Annotated in this window: 19 protein-coding genes and 1 tRNA gene; 13 read left to right on the top strand and 7 right to left on the bottom strand. The window is 64.3% G+C overall.

Annotated elements, in window-relative coordinates; genetic code table 11:
- Positions 1 to 17 precede the first annotated feature (17 nt).
- Together ACSQ86_RS18335 and ACSQ86_RS18330 are read right to left on the bottom strand one after the other, a co-directional pair.
- Positions 18 to 995, bottom strand: a complete 978-nt coding sequence (locus ACSQ86_RS18335; RefSeq protein WP_436309379.1) for a tripartite tricarboxylate transporter substrate binding protein — start codon at positions 993 to 995, stop codon at positions 18 to 20.
- Positions 996 to 1,092: 97 nt separating this feature from the next.
- Positions 1,093 to 1,740 carry a TetR/AcrR family transcriptional regulator gene (locus tag ACSQ86_RS18330; RefSeq protein ID WP_436304626.1) on the bottom strand — a complete coding sequence of 216 codons (648 nt, stop codon included), beginning with the start codon at positions 1,738 to 1,740 and terminating at the stop codon, positions 1,093 to 1,095.
- Between the two features lie 93 nt (positions 1,741 to 1,833).
- Between ACSQ86_RS18330 and ACSQ86_RS18325 the strand changes: the two genes are divergently transcribed.
- Entirely contained in the window at positions 1,834 to 3,558 is a 1,725-nt protein-coding gene (locus tag ACSQ86_RS18325; RefSeq protein ID WP_436309378.1) for a thiamine pyrophosphate-binding protein, read from the top strand.
- A gap of 60 nt (positions 3,559 to 3,618) precedes the next feature.
- Here the strand turns inward: ACSQ86_RS18325 and ACSQ86_RS18320 are convergent, their stop codons facing one another.
- On the bottom strand, positions 3,619 to 4,035 hold the full coding sequence (locus ACSQ86_RS18320) for an SWIB/MDM2 domain-containing protein (RefSeq protein WP_093109762.1): 417 nt from the start codon (positions 4,033 to 4,035) through the stop codon (positions 3,619 to 3,621).
- Between the two features lie 182 nt (positions 4,036 to 4,217).
- Positions 4,218 to 5,144 (bottom strand): DMT family transporter, encoded by a 927-nt coding sequence (locus ACSQ86_RS18315; protein ID WP_436304623.1) that lies wholly within the window; start codon positions 5,142 to 5,144, stop codon positions 4,218 to 4,220.
- Positions 5,145 to 5,179: 35 nt separating this feature from the next.
- Between ACSQ86_RS18315 and ACSQ86_RS18310 the strand changes: the two genes are divergently transcribed.
- Together ACSQ86_RS18310 and aceA are read left to right on the top strand one after the other, a co-directional pair.
- The gene (locus ACSQ86_RS18310) at positions 5,180 to 5,596 is read left to right on the top strand and encodes a gamma-glutamylcyclotransferase family protein (protein ID WP_436306319.1); all 417 of its coding nucleotides are present in this window, start codon (positions 5,180 to 5,182) and stop codon (positions 5,594 to 5,596) included.
- Positions 5,597 to 5,812: 216 nt separating this feature from the next.
- Positions 5,813 to 7,132 carry an isocitrate lyase gene (gene aceA / locus ACSQ86_RS18305; protein WP_436304622.1) on the top strand — a complete coding sequence of 440 codons (1,320 nt, stop codon included), beginning with the start codon at positions 5,813 to 5,815 and terminating at the stop codon, positions 7,130 to 7,132.
- A gap of 64 nt (positions 7,133 to 7,196) precedes the next feature.
- Here the strand turns inward: aceA and ACSQ86_RS18300 are convergent, their stop codons facing one another.
- Positions 7,197 to 8,159 carry a GlxA family transcriptional regulator gene (locus tag ACSQ86_RS18300; protein WP_436309377.1) on the bottom strand — a complete coding sequence of 321 codons (963 nt, stop codon included), beginning with the start codon at positions 8,157 to 8,159 and terminating at the stop codon, positions 7,197 to 7,199.
- 114 nt (positions 8,160 to 8,273) lie between these two features.
- Between ACSQ86_RS18300 and ACSQ86_RS18295 the strand changes: the two genes are divergently transcribed.
- From ACSQ86_RS18295 to ACSQ86_RS18250, 10 genes are all read left to right on the top strand, one after another.
- The gene (locus ACSQ86_RS18295) at positions 8,274 to 8,585 is read left to right on the top strand and encodes a putative quinol monooxygenase (protein ID WP_093109758.1); all 312 of its coding nucleotides are present in this window, start codon (positions 8,274 to 8,276) and stop codon (positions 8,583 to 8,585) included.
- A gap of 221 nt (positions 8,586 to 8,806) precedes the next feature.
- Positions 8,807 to 10,714, top strand: a complete 1,908-nt coding sequence (gene thrS / locus ACSQ86_RS18290) for a threonine--tRNA ligase (protein ID WP_436309376.1) — start codon at positions 8,807 to 8,809, stop codon at positions 10,712 to 10,714.
- Positions 10,715 to 10,813: 99 nt separating this feature from the next.
- Positions 10,814 to 11,425 carry a translation initiation factor IF-3 gene (gene infC / locus ACSQ86_RS18285; protein ID WP_093109756.1) on the top strand — a complete coding sequence of 204 codons (612 nt, stop codon included), beginning with the start codon at positions 10,814 to 10,816 and terminating at the stop codon, positions 11,423 to 11,425.
- 147 nt (positions 11,426 to 11,572) lie between these two features.
- Complete coding sequence (rpmI, locus tag ACSQ86_RS18280; protein ID WP_028253491.1) at positions 11,573 to 11,776, top strand: 50S ribosomal protein L35; 204 nt, start codon at positions 11,573 to 11,575, stop codon at positions 11,774 to 11,776.
- 24 nt (positions 11,777 to 11,800) lie between these two features.
- Positions 11,801 to 12,160, top strand: a complete 360-nt coding sequence (rplT, locus tag ACSQ86_RS18275) for a 50S ribosomal protein L20 (RefSeq protein WP_028253492.1) — start codon at positions 11,801 to 11,803, stop codon at positions 12,158 to 12,160.
- Between the two features lie 110 nt (positions 12,161 to 12,270).
- Positions 12,271 to 13,347: a phenylalanine--tRNA ligase subunit alpha gene (pheS, locus tag ACSQ86_RS18270; protein ID WP_436294546.1), complete on the top strand. Its 1,077-nt coding sequence runs from the start codon at positions 12,271 to 12,273 to the stop codon at positions 13,345 to 13,347.
- Between the two features lie 21 nt (positions 13,348 to 13,368).
- Positions 13,369 to 15,807 carry a phenylalanine--tRNA ligase subunit beta gene (pheT, locus tag ACSQ86_RS18265; RefSeq protein ID WP_436309375.1) on the top strand — a complete coding sequence of 813 codons (2,439 nt, stop codon included), beginning with the start codon at positions 13,369 to 13,371 and terminating at the stop codon, positions 15,805 to 15,807.
- On the top strand, positions 15,804 to 16,175 hold the full coding sequence (locus ACSQ86_RS18260; RefSeq protein ID WP_093109753.1) for an integration host factor subunit alpha: 372 nt from the start codon (positions 15,804 to 15,806) through the stop codon (positions 16,173 to 16,175). Before pheT ends, ACSQ86_RS18260 begins: the two co-directional genes overlap by 4 nt.
- Positions 16,176 to 16,238: 63 nt before the next feature.
- Entirely contained in the window at positions 16,239 to 16,700 is a 462-nt protein-coding gene (locus ACSQ86_RS18255; RefSeq protein ID WP_436304618.1) for a MerR family transcriptional regulator, read from the top strand.
- A gap of 26 nt (positions 16,701 to 16,726) precedes the next feature.
- Positions 16,727 to 16,803: transfer RNA gene (locus ACSQ86_RS18250), tRNA-Pro, on the top strand.
- A gap of 238 nt (positions 16,804 to 17,041) precedes the next feature.
- On the opposite strand, the gene ACSQ86_RS18245 is transcribed toward ACSQ86_RS18250, so the two are convergent.
- Together ACSQ86_RS18245 and ACSQ86_RS18240 are read right to left on the bottom strand one after the other, a co-directional pair.
- Positions 17,042 to 18,220: a Fic family protein gene (locus ACSQ86_RS18245; RefSeq protein WP_436309374.1), complete on the bottom strand. Its 1,179-nt coding sequence runs from the start codon at positions 18,218 to 18,220 to the stop codon at positions 17,042 to 17,044.
- Positions 18,198 to 18,362 carry a hypothetical protein gene (locus ACSQ86_RS18240; protein WP_436309373.1) on the bottom strand — a complete coding sequence of 55 codons (165 nt, stop codon included), beginning with the start codon at positions 18,360 to 18,362 and terminating at the stop codon, positions 18,198 to 18,200. The genes ACSQ86_RS18245 and ACSQ86_RS18240 overlap by 23 nt, the downstream gene beginning before the upstream one ends.
- Positions 18,363 to 18,574 lie beyond the last annotated feature (212 nt).

Raw genomic sequence — 18,574 nt, 5'->3', positions numbered from 1 at the left:
TTTCCTTCCCTGGGTTCTTACTGCGTCGGCGTGAGGCCAGCGGCCTTCACGAGCTTGGCGTTGCTGGCGATTTCTTCCTTGATGTACGCATCGAATTGCTCGGGCTTGAGCGTCCAGGCGTCGGCGCCGAGCTTCAGGAAGCGTTCCTTGACTTCCGGGCTGGCGAGCGCCTTCGCGACCTCGTCGTGCAGCCGGTTCACGATCTCGCGCGGCGTCTTGGCCGGCGCCATCATTCCGATCCAGAAGTTGAATTCGGAGCCCGGCACCCCGGCCTCGGCCGTGGTCGGCACATCGGGCAACGCGGCCGCGCGCTTGGGCGAGCCCACGGCCAGCGCGAGCAGCTGGCCGTCCTTGATCTGGCCGATGACCGGCGCGATCGGCGAGAAGTAGTAGTCGACGCGGCCGGCCAGCACTTCGGTCACGGCCTCGGCCGAGCCCTTGAACGGGATGTTGGTGGCATCTATGTTGGCCGCCAGCTTGAACTTCTCGGCGTTCAGGTGCGTGGCGCTGCCCTGGCCCGCGGATGCGAAGTTGATGGTGCCGGGCTTGGCCTTGGCGGCGGCGATCAGCTCCTTCAGCGTCTTGATGTTCTTAGAAGGCGAGATCACCAGCGCGTTGGGCAGCGAGGAGATCGGCGTGACGCCGGCGAAGTCGCCCACCGTGTCGAAGGGCAGCTTGGCGAAGGTGGAGGGGCTGACCGTGTGCGAGGACGAGTGGATCATGATCGTGTAGCCGTCCGGCGCGGCCGTGGCCACGGCCTGTTGGCCGATGGTGCCGCTGGCGCCGCCGCGGTTGTCGATCACCAGCGTCTGGCCCATGCTGGCCCCCATCTTGTCGGCGATGGCGCGCGCAATGATGTCGGTGGTGCTGCCGGCGGCGAAAGGCACGATCACGCGGATCGGCTTGTTGGGGTAGACGCCCTGCGCCGCGGCGCCGAACGAGGTGCAGAGCGCGAGCGCGGCAATGAGGGCGGTACGTCGGGTGGTGGGTCGCATGGGAGTCTCCTGTGTGCAATTCACCAAAAAGTGAATTAGAGATTCTAGGAAGCCACTCGCCGGCTCGTCAACGGCCGGACCCTAGGAGATACCCGTATCAGCGCAGCACGTAGCCCAGCACCAGGTCGGTCATGTGCGACAGACGCTGCGCCATGGCCTTGGGCGCGCGCAGGTCGCGGCCGAAGACGGCTGACAGCGTGTCGTTGTTCGAGAGGTAGAAGTAGCAGAGCGAGGCGATGGAGATGTAGAGCTGCACCGGGTCGACGCCGGCGCGGAAGAGGTTGTCGCGCCGGCCGCGCTCGAGCACGGTGTCGAGCAGCTGGACCAGTGGCGAGTTCATGTCCTGGATGCGGTCCGAGCGCTTGAGATGCGCCGCGCGGTGCAGGTTTTCGCTGTTGAGCAGCGTGATGAATTCGGGATGCTCGAGGTAGTAGTGCCAGGTGAAGGAGATCAACCGGCGGACTGCTTCGACAGGCTCGATCTCGTCGAGGTGCAGCCTTTGCTCGGCCTCGCGGATGTCGGCATAGGTGCGTTCGAGCACGGCCAGGAACAGGTCGTCCTTGCTGCCGAAGTAGTAGTAGATCAGGCGCTTGTTGAGCCCGGCGCGCGCCGCGATGCTGTCCATGCGCGCGCCGGCGAGGCCACGCTGCGCGAACTCGTCCCGCGCCGAGGCGAGGATCGCGAGCTGCGAGCGATCGGCATCGCGCGAGCGCGGTTCGGCGGGCACAGGGGATGGGGCTTTCATGGGCGGAATTTAACCAGTTGGTGAATTAAGGCAAGAGGTTTCGGGGCGCGCAGATAATCCGCGCACCGATATTGCAACAGAGGCATCACGTCCATGAGTTCATCGCAACCCGCAGGCCATTTGATCGTCGAGTGCCTGGTCGAGCAAGGCGTGGAGCTGGCTTTCGGCGTCCCGGGCGAGAGTTTTCTGGCGGTGCTCGACGGCTTCCATGCCTACGGCGAGCGCATCCGCTTCATCGTCAATCGCCAGGAGGGCGGGGCCGCCTTCATGGCCGAGGCGCACGGCAAGCTCACGGGCCGGCCGGGCATCTGCTTCGTCACCCGCGGCCCGGGCGCCACCAACGCTTCGATCGGCGTGCACAACGCCTTCCAGGATTCGACGCCGATGGTGCTTTTCGTGGGCGATGTCGGCAGCGACTTCCGCGATCGCGAGGCCTTCCAGGAAGTCGACTACGGCAGCTTCTTCGGCCCCAGCACCAAGGGTTTTGCCAAGCGCGTGGAGCGCATCGACGATGCGAACCGCATTCCCGAGTACATCGCGCGCGCCTTCGCCACGGCGATGAACGGCCGTCCGGGTCCGGTGGTGCTCGTGCTGCCAGAGGACATGCTGCGCACCATGACCTCGGCGCGACCGCTGGCGCGCGTGGAGGCCGTGCAACCCTGGAGCGACCCCGGCGCGCTGCGCACGCTGCGCGAGCTGCTGATGAAGGCCCAACGCCCGCTGGTGATCGCCGGCGGCGGCGGCTGGACCGTCCAGGCGGCGCAGGCGCTGCAGCGCTTCGCCGAGAACTGGAGACTGCCGGTCGCCAATGCCTTCCGCTTCCAGGACACCTTCGACAACCACCACCCACTCTATGCCGGCGACGTCGGCATCGCGATCAATCCGAAGCTGGCCGAACGCGTGAAGCAAAGCGACCTGATCCTCGCGATCGGCCCGCGCTTGGGTGAGATGACCACCGGCGGCTATACGCTGCTCGAAGCGCCGAAGGCAAAGCAGACGCTGGTGCACATCCATGCGAGCGCCGAAGAGCTCAACCGCGTCTACCAGGCCGACCTGGCCATCAATGCCGGCATGAGCGCGGCCGCACGCAGCCTCGAGGTGCTGAGTGCGCCGGCCGAGTTGCCATGGGAGGCGTGGACCGCGCAGGCCAACGCGGACTACCTGGCGAACCTCGAGCCTCAGGCTCTCGCCGGCTTGCCGGTGGAGACGCCGCGCGGCGCGGTCGACATGGCGGCGGTGGTCCGCCTGCTGCAGCAGCACCTGCCGCAGGATGCGGCCATCACCAACGGCGCGGGCAACTTCGCGAGCTGGGTGCATCGCTACTTCCGCTACCACGGTCTCGTGAAGGGCCACAAGACGCAGCTCGCGCCGACCAGCGGCGCCATGGGCTATGGCGTTCCCGCCGGCATCGCGGCCAACATCGCGACCGGGCGCATCGCCTTCACCATCGCCGGCGACGGCGACTTCCTGATGAACGGCCAGGAACTCGCCACCGCTTCGCAGCATGGTGGCAAGAGCATCATCGTGCTGCTCAACAACGGCATGTTCGGCACCATCCGCATGCACCAGGAACGCGAGTACCCGGCGAAGGTGAGCGGCACGGCCTTGCGCAATCCGGACTTCTGCGCGCTGGCCCGCGCCTACGGCTATGCGGCCGAACGTGTGACCGAGACTGCCCAGTTCGAAGCGGCACTGCTGCGGGCGCTGGCGGCCGATACGGGGACGCTGATCGAGATCCCGCTGGACCCCGAGGTGATCACCACGCGCGGCACGCTGTCGTCGATCACCAAGGCCGCGCAGGCGCGACCGATCGCGTAGGGCAAAAAAAAGCCGGCTCGCGCCGGCTTTCTTCATTCGGGCACCGATGGCGCCCGAGGCTCACTTGACGTGCTTGCCGATCAGCGAGGCGAGCTCGAACATCGACACTTGCGGCTTGCCGAAGATTTCCTTCAGCTTGGCATCGGCGTTGATGTTGCGCTTGTTGGCCTTGTCTTGAAGGTTGTTCTTCTTGATGTAGTCCCACAGCTTGCTCACGACAGCGGTGCGTGGCAGAGGCGTCGAGCCGACCACGGCAGCGAGTGCCGGGCTGGGGGTCAGTGCCTTCATGAACGCAGCGTTGGGGGTGCGCTTCTTGGCGGGAGCTGCCTTCTTCGCAGGAGCCTTCTTGGCGGGAGCGGCCTTCTTTGCGGGAGCTGCCTTCTTCGCCGGAGCCTTCTTGGCAGGAGCCGCCTTCTTGGCCGGAGCGGCCTTCTTCGCAGGAGCTTTCTTGGCCGGAGCCTTCTTTGCAGTTGCCATGGTTGATTTCCTTTTTGGATTGGATACTTTCACCAATGAAAAGCGGTGTCTCCACTGGCATTGCGGATGCTAAAGGAGAAAAAACGCGTTTCCAAGGGAAAAAGCGGTTTTTTCATTGGGAGCTGTTGTTTTTTCAGAGGAGAGAAGCGCTCGTTTTCCCTCTGAGCGGCGCGCAAGCTGTCTCAGGAGCGGCGCGAAGGCCACGTGGCGAGCACCACGCCGAGCAGCGCGAGCGCGAATGCGCAGACCTGCAGCATCGACAAACTCTCGCCGAGAACGAGCACGCCGACGACGGCCGCGCTGACCGGCAGCATCACGGTGAACACGCCGGCCTGCGAGGCCGGCACGCCCTTCAAACCGGTCATCCAGAGCCACACCGTCCAGATGCTCGCGGCCAGCGCATAGACGATCAGGAGGCCCCAGAGGCCGAGCGACACCGCGCCGAAGTCGAAGCGAAGCGCGAACCAGATGCCCAGCGGCGTCGAGAGCACGAAGCCCCAGAGGTTGATCAGCGAAGAGATGCGCTTGGGTCCGAGCCGCCCGGTGAGCGACTTGCCGATCACCGCGTACGCGGACTCGCAGAGCACCGCGCAGAAGACCAGCAGGTTGCCGAGCCAGGGCAGCGGTGCGGAGGCGTCCCTGCCCGGATGGGTTTGCGCAGGCGCCGGCGCGAACGCGAGCAGCCCGATGCCCAGCGCCGCGCAAGCGATCGCGATCCAGATGCGCAGCGTGATGCGCTCGCGCAGAAACAGCCAGCTTGTGAGCGCAACGACAGCGGGGATCGACGCCATGATCACGCCGGCCGACACCGCGCTGGTCAGGCTCACGCCGAACAGCATGCAGATCGAGAACATGAAGTTGCCGAGGAAGGACTCGAGAAAGACCAGGCCGCGCGTGCGCGCCGTCATCGCGGGTTCGTCGCTCGGGCGGCGCAGCCAGTGCGGCATCGCCAAGGCGGCGATGCCGAAGCGCAGCCAGGCGAGCAGCAGCACAGGGAAGGCGACCACCAGGGGTTTGGAGAGCGCGACGTAGCTGCCGACGAGCGACATGCTCAGGGCCAGGCAACCGTAAGCCACGAAGCGGCCGGGCGCGGGGAGGGCGGTGTTCAATAGACTGGGCGCGTTGTGCGAGGAGTGATTCGATGATGCCCCAATCCGCAGCGCCTGCAGACCCGGCCCGCCATGTGTTCGTCTACGGCACCTTGCGCCGTGGCGGGCGCAACGACATCGCACGCTTTGTGCCGGCGCCCGCGCATGTGGCCGATGCCTCCATCGCCGGCACGCTGTACGACCTGGGCAGCTATCCGGGCGCCGTGCTCGGCGGGACTGCGCGGGTGGTCGGAGAGATCTACGCGATCGCATCGGCGCTCGAAGCGCAGCTCGATCTGCTCGAAGAAGTGAAGCCCGATGACAGCGGCGAATACATCAAGCGCGAAGTGAAGGTGCAAGCCGGCGCGAAGGAACTCGTGTGCCTGGTCTACGAGATTCATCCGAAGCGCATCGTGGGCAGGCCGGTGATCGCGAGCGGCGACTGGCTGGCACACATGCCCCCGATTTCATGAGCGAAGAGTTCATTGCGCATCGCGAAATCCGTGCATGCTGCGACGCAATATTTTTTCTCAATACAAGAAAATTTATTCCGCATTGAGAAAACATCGCGTAAGTGGTTGATTTTAAACGGTGAAAAATATGTCTTCTATAAGACATAAGAGTGTGGCCTTGTCGTACAGTAAGTCCACGGCCGCAGCGCCACCTCTCAATCAACCCTCGGAGTGACCATGCCCCAAACCATCACTGAACAACTGAGCCGCGAACAGCAAATCGCCGCCCTCGAAAAAGACTGGGCGACCAACCCGCGCTGGAAAGGCATCAAGCGCGGCTACAGCGCAGCCGACGTGGTGCGCCTGCGCGGTTCCTTCCCGATCGAATACACCCTCGCACGCCGCGGCGCCGAGAAGCTCTGGGATCTCGTGAACAACGAGCCCTACGTCAACTGCCTCGGCGCGCTCACCGGTGGCCAGGCCATGCAGCAGGTCAAGGCGGGCGTCAAGGCGATCTATCTGTCCGGCTGGCAGGTCGCCGCCGACAACAACAGCTACGCATCGATGTACCCCGACCAGTCGCTCTATCCGGTGGACTCGGTGCCGACGGTGGTCGAGCGCATCAACAACACCTTCCGCCGCGCCGACGAGATCCAGTGGTCCAAGGGCGGCAACCCCGGCGACAAGGACTATGTCGACTACTTCGCGCCGATCGTGGCCGATGCCGAAGCAGGCTTCGGCGGCGTGCTCAACGGCTTCGAATTGATGAAGGCGATGATCAAGGCCGGCGCCGGCGGCGTGCACTTCGAAGACCAGCTCGCCTCGGTCAAGAAGTGCGGCCACATGGGCGGCAAGGTGCTGGTCCCGACCACCGAAGCGGTGCAAAAGCTGATTGCCGCGCGCATGGCCGCCGACGTCTGCGGCACGCCGACGCTCGTGATCGCCCGCACCGATGCCGAAGCGGCCGACCTGCTGACCAGCGACTACGACGAGAACGACAAGCCCTTCCTCACGGGCGAGCGCACCGCCGAAGGCTTCTACAAGACCAAGAAAGGCATCGAGCAGGCCATCTCGCGCGCCGTCGCCTACGCCCACTACGCCGACCTGGTGTGGTGCGAGACCGGCACGCCCGACCTCGAGTTCGCACGCAAGTTCGCCGAAGCCGTGCACAAGGTGCATCCCGGCAAGATGCTGGCGTACAACTGCTCGCCTTCGTTCAACTGGAAGAAGAACCTCGACGACGCGACCATCGCGAAGTTCCAGAAGGAGCTGGGGGCCATGGGCTACAAGTACCAGTTCATCACGCTGGCCGGCATCCACTCGATGTGGTTCAACATGTTCGACCTGGCGCAGGACTACGTGAAGCGCGGCATGTCGGCATACGTCGAGAAGGTGCAGGAGCCCGAGTTCGCGGCGCGCGACCGCGGCTACACCTTCGTGTCGCACCAGCAGGAAGTCGGCACCGGCTATTTCGATGAAGTGACCACCGTGATCCAGGGCGGCAAGTCGAGCGTGACGGCGCTCACCGGTTCGACCGAGGAAGAGCAGTTCCACTGATCTTCGTCGGCGCTTGAGTTTTGTCCCCGCGCGAGCAATCCGCGGGGATTTTTTTCGTCTCGCCTCAGTCGACCATGCGCAGCTCGCGCACGCCGCGGCCCAGGCGCTGGCGCAGCAGTGCGCGCAGCGTCACGCCCTCGGCGTAGCCCACCAGCGTCGCGATCTGTTCCAAGCTCTTGTCGCTGGTCTTGAGCAGATGCACGGCGCGTTCCACGCGCAGGTCCTGGAAGTAGGACAGCGGCGTCTTGCCGAGCACCTGCTGCATGCGGCGCGCCAGGGTGCGTTTGCTGGTGCCCGCCGCCGCGGCTGCCTCGTCGAGCGAAAACCCGTCTGCCAGCCTGCCGCGAGCCCAGCGTTCGAAGCGCTCCACGGTCGGGTCCGAGTGGCTCAGGTGATCGGTGATCACGTAGGCGGACTGTGAAGGCCGCGAGTCGACGATCAGGTATTTCGCCACCAGCGCCGCGAGTTCGGGGCTGGCCTGGCGCACCAGCAGCAGCGCCATGTCGATGTGGCTCAGCGCGGCGCCTGCCGTGACGAAGGCGCCGGAGCTCACCAACATGCGCGATTCGTCGAGCTTCACGCAGGGATAGCGTTGGCGAAACAGCGAGGCCAGCCACCAGGTGGTCGTGGCGTGCTGGTGGTCGAGCAGCCCCGACTCGGCCAGCACGAAGGTGCCGATGCAGGCTGCGGCGATGCGGACACCTCGTCCGGATTGCGCGCGCAGGCAGGCCGCAGCCTCTGCGACGTCGCGCCGCTGCAGCGCGAACTGGAGGCCGTCGGGCATCTTCTCGCCGATCGCGGGCACGACGATCCAGTCCGGCTTGCCGGCATCGGGCGATGAGGCCACGGGCACGCTCAGGCCTTGCGAGGTGCGGACCCTCTTTCTCACGCCGGTGAGCTTTGCCTCGAAAGGCGCGACATCCAGACTGAGCATGCCGGCCAGTTCGTTGGCTGTGGTGAACACGTCCAGTACCGTGGCCAGACCGGTGTCGAACACGCCGTCGAGTGCGAGGATGTTGACCTTCATGGCAACAACGATATCAAAGATGTCAAAAATGCCAATAGGTCCCATGCCGCGGCATGCCTAGAGTCACCACCATGGACGCGCAATCCCGCGCTTCCGTGTCCACCGGAGACCTTCATGATCAAGTTCGCATTGTTCGCCCGCCTCGAAGCCAAGCCGGGCAAGGAAGCCGAGGTCCAGCAGTTTCTCGAAGCGGGGCTTTCCATGGCGCGCGACGAGAAGACCACGCCGATCTGGTTCGCCCTGCGCATTTCGCCCACCACCTTCGGTGTCTTCGACGCGTTCGAGGACGAGGCCGGTCGCCAGGCGCATCTGAACGGCCCGATCGCCCAGGCCTTGATGGCCAAGGCGCCAGAGCTGTTCGCCAAACCGCCGGCCATCGAGCCGATCGAGGTGCTGGGTCTCAAGAATGCAGCGCCCGCGTCCTGAGCGGGCTGCGGATAGAATCGGCAGCTCCGTCTCAGCAGCAACAAGAGCGAGAAAGGCACCCTGGTTATGACACCGCGAACTACACCGCAAGCAATGAGCGGTCTTTTCCTTGAAGGAAGAGGCCGGTAGTCCGCGCACGCTGGAAGCATCCAGCACTCAAACCACAGCCAAGCGCGGTCCCAGACCGCGCTTTTTTGTTTTCTCGCCGAGGTTTTCTTCCCATGATCCAGATCACTCTCCCCGACAACTCGCGCCGCGAGTTTCCCGGCCCGGTTTCGGTGGCCGACGTTGCCAAGTCCATCGGCCCCGGCCTCGCGAAGATGACCGTGGCCGGCAAGGTCGACGGCCAGCTGGTCGATGCCAGCGACCTGATCGAGCATGACGCGAAGCTGCAGATCATCACGCCCAAGGACGACGAGGGCCTGGAGATCATCCGCCACTCGACGGCCCACCTGGTCGGCCATGCAGTGAAGCAGCTCTACCCGACGGCGAAGATGGTGATCGGTCCGGTGATCGAGGAGGGCTTCTACTACGACATCGCCTACGAGCGCCCTTTCACGCCCGAGGACATGGAGGCGATCGAGGCGCGCATGCGCGAGCTGATCGCGCGGGACTACGACGTGGTCAAGAAGATGACGCCGCGCGACGAGGTCATCGAGGTGTTCAAGTCCCGCGGCGAGGACTACAAGCTGCGGCTGGTGGAGGACATGCCCGACGAAAAGGCGATGGGCCTGTACTACCACCAGGAGTACGTCGACATGTGCCGCGGCCCGCACGTGCCGAACACTCGCTTCCTCAAGGTCTTCAAGCTCACGAAGCTGGCCGGCGCCTACTGGCGCGGTGATGCGAAGAACGAGCAGCTGCAGCGCATCTACGGCACGGCCTGGGCCGACAAGAAGCAGTTGGACCAGTACGTCCAGCGCATCGAGGAGGCCGAGAAGCGCGACCATCGCCGGCTGGGCAAGGAGCTCGATCTGTTCCACATCGACGAGGTGGCGCCCGGCGTGGTGTTCTGGCATCCCAAGGGCTGGGCGATCTGGCAGCAGGTCGAGCAGTACATGCGCAAGGTGTACCGCGACACGGGCTACCAGGAAGTCAAAGGACCGCAGATCCTCGACAAGAGCTTGTGGGAAAAAACGGGCCACTGGCAGAACTACCGCGAAAACATGTTCACGACGGAGTCGGAAAAGCGCGACTACGCACTCAAGCCGATGAACTGCCCGGGCCATGTGCTGATCTTCAAGTCCGATCTGCGCAGCTACCGCGACCTGCCGTTGCGCTACGGCGAATTCGGCCAGTGCCACCGCAACGAGCCCTCGGGCGGCTTGCACGGGATCATGCGGGTGCGCGGATTCACGCAGGACGACGGCCACATCTTCTGCACCGAAGACCAGATCCTCGAGGAATGCGTGGCCTACACGGGGCAATTGCTCAAGGTCTATGCCGATTTCGGCTTCACCGAGATCCTCTACAAGGTGGCAACACGGCCCGATAACCGCATCGGCGCCGACGAACTCTGGGACAAGGCCGAGCATGCGCTGATGGAGGCACTGCGCCGATCGGGTGTGGAATTCGTCATCTCGCCCGGCGAAGGCGCCTTCTACGGGCCGAAGATCGAATACACGCTGCGAGACGCCATCGGCCGCCAGTGGCAGTGCGGCACGATGCAGGTGGACTTCAACATGGCTGAGCGCCTGGACGCAGAGTACGTCACCGAGTCCAGCGGCCGCGCACATCCGGTCATGCTGCACCGCGCGATCGTCGGCAGCCTCGAGCGATTCATCGGCATGTTGATCGAACATCACGCCGGCGCACTGCCCGCTTGGCTGGCGCCGGTGCAGGTCGCGGTGCTCAATATCAGCGAAGGACAGGCGGATTACGCATCTCAAGTTGCGAAATCGCTGCAAAATCAAGGGCTTAGAGTTTTGCGCGATCTGCACAACGAGAAGATTACGTATAAAATACGGAAGCATTCGTTGCAAAAGCTTCCCTACATCCTCGTCGTGGGCGACAAGGAGAAGGAAGCAGGTGCCGTCGCAGTGCGCGCCCGGGGCAATCTTGATCTCGGTGCCATGTCGGTGGAGGCGTTCTCCCAAAAGATCGCCGCCGACATCCAACACAAGCTTTGAATTTGAACTGGTTCAAAGGCTGATTTTGAGCAATCAGGCTGCTTGTGGGCGTGGACTCTACGGCGTTCGCTACAATTTTTGTAGCAGATTGATTGAAGGATTCTGACCATCGCTACTGCATTTCGCGACCGCCGCCACCGCGAGGAACGCCAACACCGCCTGAACCGGGAAATCATGGCCCCGGAAGTCCGCCTGATCGGGCCCGATAACGAGCAATTGGGTGTCGTGAGTCTTGCCGAGGCATTGCGCCTGGCTGGTGAGCAAGACGTGGATCTGGTGGAAGTCGTCGCGGCGGCCAATCCGCCGGTCTGCCGCCTGATCGAGTACGGCAAGTTCAAGTACCACGAGCAGAAGAAGGCCGCCGAAGCGAAATCGAAGCAGAAGGTCATCGAGGTCAAGGAAATCAAGTTCCGGCCGGGTACCGACGAAGGCGACTACAACATCAAGATGCGCAACATCCGGCGCTTTCTTGACGAGGGTGACAAGTGCAAGATCACGCTGCGTTTCCGGGGGCGCGAGATCACGCACCAGGAACTCGGTCTGGCGCTGTTGCAGCGCATTCGTGAGGATCTCGGCGACGCGATCGTGGTCGAGCAGTTTCCGAAGCTCGAGGGCCGGCAGATGATCATGATGATCGCGCCGGGCCGCAAGAAGGCGGGTGGCGCGGCAAAACCGGCGGCTGAGTCGACAACCGCACCCGCCGCGGCCTGAGCTGAAGAGATAGAAGGATTCGAAGGGATTTCGCCCTTGTCAGCACTCCAAGGTGCAGGCAAGGGCGGGATAAAGAAGTGTCTCGGGGCCAACAAGCCCGTGGAATATCCGCGGCGCCTCACGAGCACAAACTAAAGGAGCATTCACATGCCCAAAATGAAGACCAAGAGCAGCGCGAAAAAGCGTTTCCGCGTTCGTCCCGGTGGCACCGTCAAGCGCGGTCAAGCCTTCAAGCGTCACATCCTGACCAAGAAGACCACCAAGAACAAGCGTCACCTGCGTGGTGCAACGGCAGTGCACGAGACCAACATGGTTTCGATGGCCGCCATGTTGCCCGGCAGCGGCATTTAATCCAGACGAACAAGGAGTACACACATGCCTCGCGTCAAACGTGGTGTAACGGCTCGCGCCCGCCACAAGAAGGTTCTCGCACTCGCCAAGGGTTTCCGCGGTCGCCGCGGCAATGTCTTCCGCATCGCCAAGCAGGCGGTGATGAAGGCAGGCCAATACGCCTACCGTGACCGCCGCACCAAGAAGCGCGTGTTCCGCCAACTGTGGATTGCCCGTATCAATGCCGCTTCGCGCGAACTGGGCCTGACCTACAGCCAGTTCGCCAACGGCATCCGCAAAGCCGGTATCGAGATCGACCGCAAGGTCCTGGCCGATATCGCCGTGCACGACAAGGCCGCTTTTGCCGGCATCGTGGAGCAGGTCAAGGCCAAGCTGGCTGCTTGATCCTGCACAGCGGGTTGCCGTCTTCCGGGACAGCGGCCTGCGCCCACGGCACAAGGGCTGGCGCTTGAAAGGGCTCCAGCCCTTTTTTCTTTCACCTCGAAGTATTCCCCATGAACGAGTTGGACTCCCTGGTCGACACCGCACGTGCTGCCTTCGCGAAGGCGAAGGCCCCGGCCGAACTCGAGAACGCCAAGGCGCAGTTCCTCGGCAAGGCCGGCCGCATCACCGAGTTGATGAAGGGCATGGCCGCGCTCTCCGTCGACGAGAAGAAGTCGCGCGGCGCGGCGATCAACGTTGCCAAGCAGGCCATCGAAGCCGCGCTCACCGAGCGCCGCCAGCAGCTGGCCGACGAGGAACTCGCCGTCCAATTGCGTGCCGAGGCGCTCGATGTCACATTGCCCGGCCGCCAGCGTGCGCCCGGCGGCCTGCATCCGGTGAGCCGCACGATGGAGCGCATCGAGGCGATCTTCTCGAGCATGGGCTTCGATGTCGCGGACGGTCCCGAGATCGAGAGCGACTGGCACAGTTTCACCTCGCTCAACAACCCGCCGAACCATCCCGCGCGCTCCATGCAGGACACTTTCTACGTCGACATCAACGGCGAAGACGGCATCCCGTACAACCTGCGCCCCCACACCAGCCCGATGCAGGTGCGCTATGCGCATCAGCACGTCAAGAAGTACGCGGCCGAGTTCGAAGCCGCGGCGGCCGACACCACCGGCACGGTCAAGGCGCCCGAGATCCGCGTGATCGCGCCGGGCCGTACCTACCGCGTCGACAGCGACGCCACGCACTCGCCGATGTTCCACCAGTGCGAGGGCCTCTGGCTCGGCGAGAACGTGAGCTTCAAGGACCTCAAGGTCGTGTTCACCGACTTCTGCCGCACCTTCTTCGAGACCGACGACCTGGTGCTGCGCTTTCGTCCGAGCTTCTTCCCGTTCACCGAACCGAGCGCGGAGATCGACATCCAGTTCCAGACCGGCCCCCTGGCCGGCCGCTGGCTCGAGGTCTCGGGCGCGGGCCAGGTGCATCCGAACGTGGTGCGCAACATGGGCCTGGACCCCGAACGCTACATCGGCTTCGCCTTCGGCATGGGCCCGGACCGGCTCACGATGCTGCGCTACGGCGTCAACGATCTGCGCCTGTTCTTCGATGGCGACCTGCGCTTCCTGAGCCAATTCCAGTAAACAGAGAACGAGAACGACGAGATGCAATTTCCAGAGTCCTGGTTGCGCGAGTTCTGCAACCCGCCGCTTTCCAGCGCAGAACTGGCGGAGACGCTCACGATGGGCGGGCTCGAGGTCGAGGAGCGCCGGCCGGTGGCGCCGCCCTTCACCAAGGTCGTGGTCGGCGAGATCAAGGAAGCGGGTGCGCATCCCAACGCCGACCGGCTGCGCGTGTGCCAGGTCGACGCGGGGCAGGGCAGCTTGCTCAACATCGTGTGCGGTGCGCCCAACGCGCGCGCCGGCATCAAGGTGCCGCTGGCGCTGGTCGGCGCGGAGCTGCCGCCGGGCGATGACGGCCAACCTTTCCTGATCAAGCTGGGCAAGCTGCGCGGCGTCGAAAGCCAGGGCATGCTGTGCTCGGCGCGCGAGCTCAAGCTCAGCGAAGACCACGGCGGCCTGCTCGAACTGCCGGCCGATGCGGCCGTAGGCGCCGACGTGCGCGAGGTGCTGAAGCTCGACGATTCGCTGCTGACGCTCAAGCTCACGCCCAACCTGGCGCACGGACTGAGCGTCTACGGCATCGCGCGCGAACTCTCGGCGTTGACCGGTGCACCGCTCAAGACACCTGCCATCGCCACGGTGGCGGTGGCATTGAAGGACAAGCTGCCGGTCCAGGTCGCAGCCCCCGATCTGTGCGGCCGCTTCTCGGGCCGCATCGTCCGCGGCGTCGATACGAAGGCCGCCACGCCGGCGTGGATGGTCGATCAACTTGCGCGCTGCGGTCAGCGCAGCGTGTCGCCGCTGGTCGACATCTCGAACTACGTGATGTTCGAGTACGGGCAGCCGTCCCATATCTTCGACCTCGACAAGATCCACGGCGGCCTCACGGTGCGCTGGGGCAAGCCGGGCGAACAGCTCAAGCTGCTCAACGGCAACACGGTCATGGTCGACGAGAAGGTCGGCGTGATCGCCGACGAGCGCGGCGAGGTCGAATCGCTGGCCGGCATCATGGGCGGCGATGCGACGGCGGTGTCCGACGACACCCGCAACATCTATGTCGAAGCGGCCTTCTGGTGGCCCGAGTCCATCCAGGGCCGTTCGCGCCGCTTCAATTTCAACACCGACGCGGGGCACCGCTTCGAACGGGGCGTCGACCCGAGCCGCACGGTGCAGATCATCGAGCGCATCACGCAGCTGATCGTCGACATCTGCGGCGGCCAGGCCGGCGCCATCGACGACCAGAGACTGCGCCTGCCGGAAGCCAAGCCCGTCACGCTGCGCGTGGCGCGTGCTGCGCGCGTGATCGGCATGCCGCTCACCCAGGCCCAGTGCGGCGACGCGCTGCGCCGGCTCGGCCTGCCCATGGAAGAGGGCGAAGGCACGCTGGTCGTCACGCCGCCGCCGCACCGCTTCGACCTGCAGATCGAAGAAGACCTGATCGAAGAGGTTGCCCGCCTGGTCGGCTACAACAACCTGCCGACCGTGGCCCCGCTGGCACCGATCACCGCGCGCGTGCGGCCCGAGGTCCAGCGCAGCCGCTTCGCCGTGCGCCATCGCCTGGCCGCGCTCGGCTACCAGGAAACCATCAACTTCAGCTTCGTCGAGGCGCACTGGGAGCAGGAGCTCGCGGGCAACGCCAACCCGATCAAGCTGCTGAACCCGATCGCGAGCCAGATGAGCGTGATGCGCTCGTCGCTGATCGGCTCGCTGCTCCAGGCGCTGAAGTTCAACCTCGACCGCCGGGCGCCGCGCGTGCGCGTGTTCGAGCTGGGCCGCGTGTTCCTGCGCGACGACACAGTCGTCACCACCGACAGCACCGTGAAGGGCATCCACCAGCCCATGCGCGTGGCAGGCCTGGCCTGGGGCGATGCCGAGGCCGCGCGCTGGGACGGCAAGGCGCAGCGCGTCGACTTCTACGATATCAAGGGCGACGTCGAAGCGCTGCTCGCGCCCCTTGTGCCGAGCTTCGAGGCGACCGAGCATCCCGCGCTGCATCCGGGCCGCGCGGCGCGCGTGCTGCTCGACGGCCGTGCGATCGGCGTGGTGGGCGAGCTTCACCCGCGCTGGCGCCAGACATGGGAGTTCGCCCAGGCGCCTGTGCTGTTCGAACTCGAGCTCGATGCCGTCACCGCGCGGCCGCTGCCCGAAGCCCAACCGGTGCCCAAGCACCAGGCGGTGGAGCGCGACATCGCCGTCGTGGTGGCCGAAGCGATCACGCACGATGCGCTGATGCGTACCATCCGCGCGGCCGCCGATCCCAGCTTGCTGCGCGACGCCGTGCTGTTCGACATCTACCGGCCGCCCGTGGCGAGCGACGGCACTGTCGCGCCCGGCGGCCTGGCGCAAGGCGAAAAGAGCATGGCCGTGCGCCTGAGCTTCAATAGCGACAGCGCCACTCTGACCGACGAGCAGGTCGAAGCGGCGGTGGCCACGATCCTCGAGCAACTCAGCGCGCGGCTCGGCGCGCATCTGCGGGTATGAACGCCATGGAATTCACGCTCGAAGTCCTCGAAACGCCCGCGCTCACCAAGGCGCACCTGGCCGACCTGCTGTTCGAGCAGATCGGCCTCAACAAGCGCGAATCCAAGGACATGGTCGAAGCCTTCTTCGACCTGATCGCGGCCAGCCTGATCGAAGGCACGGACGTCAAGATCTCGGGCTTCGGCAATTTCCAGATCCGCGTCAAGGCGCCACGGCCTGGCCGCAATCCGCGTACCGGCGAGGCCATTCCGATCGGCGAGCGCCGCGTCGCCACCTTTCACGCCAGTGCCAAGCTGAAGGAACAAATTCACGGCAGCATCGGCGAAGAGGGGCCGCAAGAGGTGGAGTGGAGTCTCGGCGCCGAATAGTGCTTGGTCGCGCGCGGTGCGTGGAGTAATCTCTAAGGTTTCCCTCGCACCGTCTTGATTTCAATGGAGAAAACGCTCCCACCGATTCCTGTCAAACGCTACTTCACGATCGGTGAGGTCGGCGAGTTGTGCGGCGTCAAGCCGCACGTGCTGCGCTACTGGGAGCAGGAGTTCACGCAGTTGCGCCCGATGAAGCGGCGCGGCAATCGACGCTACTACCAGCACCACGAGGTGCTGATGATCCGCCGCATCCGCGACCTGCTCTACGACCAGGGCTTCACCATCAGCGGGGCGCGCAACAAGCTGCAGGAAATGGTCCAGTCGGAGCGCGACCGCCGCAAGGCTGGCGAAGTGCCGCTCGAAGGCATGGAGGCGGTCGAGATCGATCAGGAAGAGTTCGAAGCCGCACTCAAGGAAGGCACGGATATGCCGCAAGGCGCAGACCGGACCATCGATCCGTCGCAGCTACTCCACCTGCGGCGCGAACTGTACGAAATTCGCGAACTGCTGAGTCCAGGTCACTGAAAACGCACGGCTATAATCGAGAGCTTCGGTGTGTGGCGCAGCCTGGTAGCGCACTTGCATGGGGTGCAAGGGGTCGAAGGTTCGAATCCTTTCACACCGACCAATTTAAAGTCCGGCGTAATCCGGCAAGCTCCGAAAAGCCCTTAAGAATCAACGCTTAAGGGCTTTTTCTTTGTCCGGGTTTGTCCGCCGGGATTCGGCGGCATCCGGCGCCTGTGGGGGCAGCTGGAAATCTGAACGTCAAAGGGCTGGCTCAGAATCCAGGCTCGTAGGAACCTTGGCACATGTCTTTTTGCGCCTTCTCAGAGGCCGCCTCGCGCCTCGCGGGCGTAGCCGGCTATCTATTCGAGCGCCGCCGTGGCGGCCTCTGGATACAGGTTTGGGAACAGGATGTTGAGCGAGGACATGGGGAATCCAATGCTGAGTTCCGACCGGTGGCCGTCGCTCTTCAGCAACCCGTCGGCGAGGAATCGAGACACGACCTTGCGGGCTGTTCGCTCCTCCAAGCCGGTCATTCTGATGAAGTCGCCCCGCGCGACCGAACCCGTCGTTGCGACCGTCTGAAGCGGAAAGACCGCCTCCTCCCGGTACTCCGAGATGCCGTCCGTGGTCCCTCTCACGAGCACGTAAGCCCGAATGCGATCTTTGAGCTTCGGAAGGTCAAGCATGGTGGCCATGAACGTGACCTGGTCCTCGCACAGCTCGATGAAGTAACGACACCACTCCCAAAGCATCTTCTGGCTGAGGTTTCCGCGGCCATCGAGGTCGCCCTGCCGGGCACTGTCGGCGTTGTCGAGCATTTCGTAATAGCGCTGTCGCTGGCGTGCCAGCGCTCGATTTGGGGACCATAAGCCGCCGCTGAGGGGAAACAGGGCGCAGTGGCTCTGCAGTCGAACAGCACGCCCGTTGCCGTCCTCGAACGGATGAGTCCACGCCATGCGGTGATGGGCGGACGCAATGGCGTAGAGAACGGCGTCGACGCCCTTGAGCTGGCCATATCGCTCATCCATCCGCTTTAGGAATTGAGGGACGGACTGCCAGGTCGGAGGTTGATGTCGGCCGACTGCGACGTCGTGCTTCCGGAGCTCTCCCGGAACAACAATGCGTCCATCGTCGGTGCGCCGGTCTTCTTCCGAGAGCCTGCCGTACAGACTTGCGTGCGCCCTCAAGAGAAAATCGCTGCTCAGGGCCGCCGCCTCCGTCGTCACGAGGTGCTCGAGCTCCTGTTCCGCTTCGATGTGCGCCACGGCCACCCGCTGGCGCATGGCCACGTCGGGTTTCTCGGAAAAGTCGTGCCTGAGCGCCCGCTCGATGTTCGCAGGGTGCGTGCCCTGGCCCTCGATGCTGTTCGAGTAGTAGGAGTTCATCGAGCGGACAATTGCGCGCAGGGCATCTCGTGCTTCTGGGCTTGCCGAGGCTCGCAGCTGCGCCGATTTCTCGAAGACGCGGCGCGTGGCCTCAATCAACCCGTCCAGGTTCAGCGCTGGTAACAGCGGCTCAAACTGGTGGGGTTGGGTCATAGGCGGCAATCGTCTTGGGTTTTTCTGACATGATTTCCGGTTCTGTTTCCGGTATTGTCGATGAAAAAGTCATACGAAACAACGGGTTAGAGACGAAGCTGGCTGGCGTGGATTCCGGTTGGTTTACCGGTTTGGTTTCCACTTGGATTTCCGATTGGGATGCCCTTCACCAGTTGTTGCGCCAGCATTTAGCCCCTCCAGCGCCACACACGACCAGAGACGCTCCGTTCTAGCGACCTCGCGGCACGCATGGTGCCGTGCGACACTGAGTGAGACGAGGCGCGGAGACGCGCACGGGCGAGTGGCCATCCGCGATACAGCAAGGCCTCCGATTTGACCGGCGGAACGCCTGAT

The organism is Variovorax sp. LjRoot130 (genome assembly GCF_964253755.1).
GTDB lineage: Bacteria > Pseudomonadota > Gammaproteobacteria > Burkholderiales > Burkholderiaceae_C > Variovorax.
This window is presented reverse-complemented; position numbering and strand designations above follow the sequence as displayed.

Coding starts and splice junctions, on each gene's coding strand:
- ACSQ86_RS18335 (WP_436309379.1), bottom strand. CDS start 995: ATGCGACCCACCACCCGACGTACCGCCCTCATTGCCGCGCTCGCGCTC.
- ACSQ86_RS18330 (WP_436304626.1), bottom strand. CDS start 1,740: ATGAAAGCCCCATCCCCTGTGCCCGCCGAACCGCGCTCGCGCGATGCC.
- ACSQ86_RS18325 (WP_436309378.1), top strand. CDS start 1,834: ATGAGTTCATCGCAACCCGCAGGCCATTTGATCGTCGAGTGCCTGGTC.
- ACSQ86_RS18320 (WP_093109762.1), bottom strand. CDS start 4,035: ATGGCAACTGCAAAGAAGGCTCCGGCCAAGAAAGCTCCTGCGAAGAAG.
- ACSQ86_RS18310 (WP_436306319.1), top strand. CDS start 5,180: ATGCCCCAATCCGCAGCGCCTGCAGACCCGGCCCGCCATGTGTTCGTC.
- aceA (WP_436304622.1), top strand. CDS start 5,813: ATGCCCCAAACCATCACTGAACAACTGAGCCGCGAACAGCAAATCGCC.
- ACSQ86_RS18300 (WP_436309377.1), bottom strand. CDS start 8,159: ATGAAGGTCAACATCCTCGCACTCGACGGCGTGTTCGACACCGGTCTG.
- ACSQ86_RS18295 (WP_093109758.1), top strand. CDS start 8,274: ATGATCAAGTTCGCATTGTTCGCCCGCCTCGAAGCCAAGCCGGGCAAG.
- thrS (WP_436309376.1), top strand. CDS start 8,807: ATGATCCAGATCACTCTCCCCGACAACTCGCGCCGCGAGTTTCCCGGC.
- rpmI (WP_028253491.1), top strand. CDS start 11,573: ATGCCCAAAATGAAGACCAAGAGCAGCGCGAAAAAGCGTTTCCGCGTT.
- rplT (WP_028253492.1), top strand. CDS start 11,801: ATGCCTCGCGTCAAACGTGGTGTAACGGCTCGCGCCCGCCACAAGAAG.
- pheS (WP_436294546.1), top strand. CDS start 12,271: ATGAACGAGTTGGACTCCCTGGTCGACACCGCACGTGCTGCCTTCGCG.
- pheT (WP_436309375.1), top strand. CDS start 13,369: ATGCAATTTCCAGAGTCCTGGTTGCGCGAGTTCTGCAACCCGCCGCTT.
- ACSQ86_RS18260 (WP_093109753.1), top strand. CDS start 15,804: ATGAACGCCATGGAATTCACGCTCGAAGTCCTCGAAACGCCCGCGCTC.
- ACSQ86_RS18255 (WP_436304618.1), top strand. CDS start 16,239: ATGGAGAAAACGCTCCCACCGATTCCTGTCAAACGCTACTTCACGATC.
- ACSQ86_RS18245 (WP_436309374.1), bottom strand. CDS start 18,220: ATGACCCAACCCCACCAGTTTGAGCCGCTGTTACCAGCGCTGAACCTG.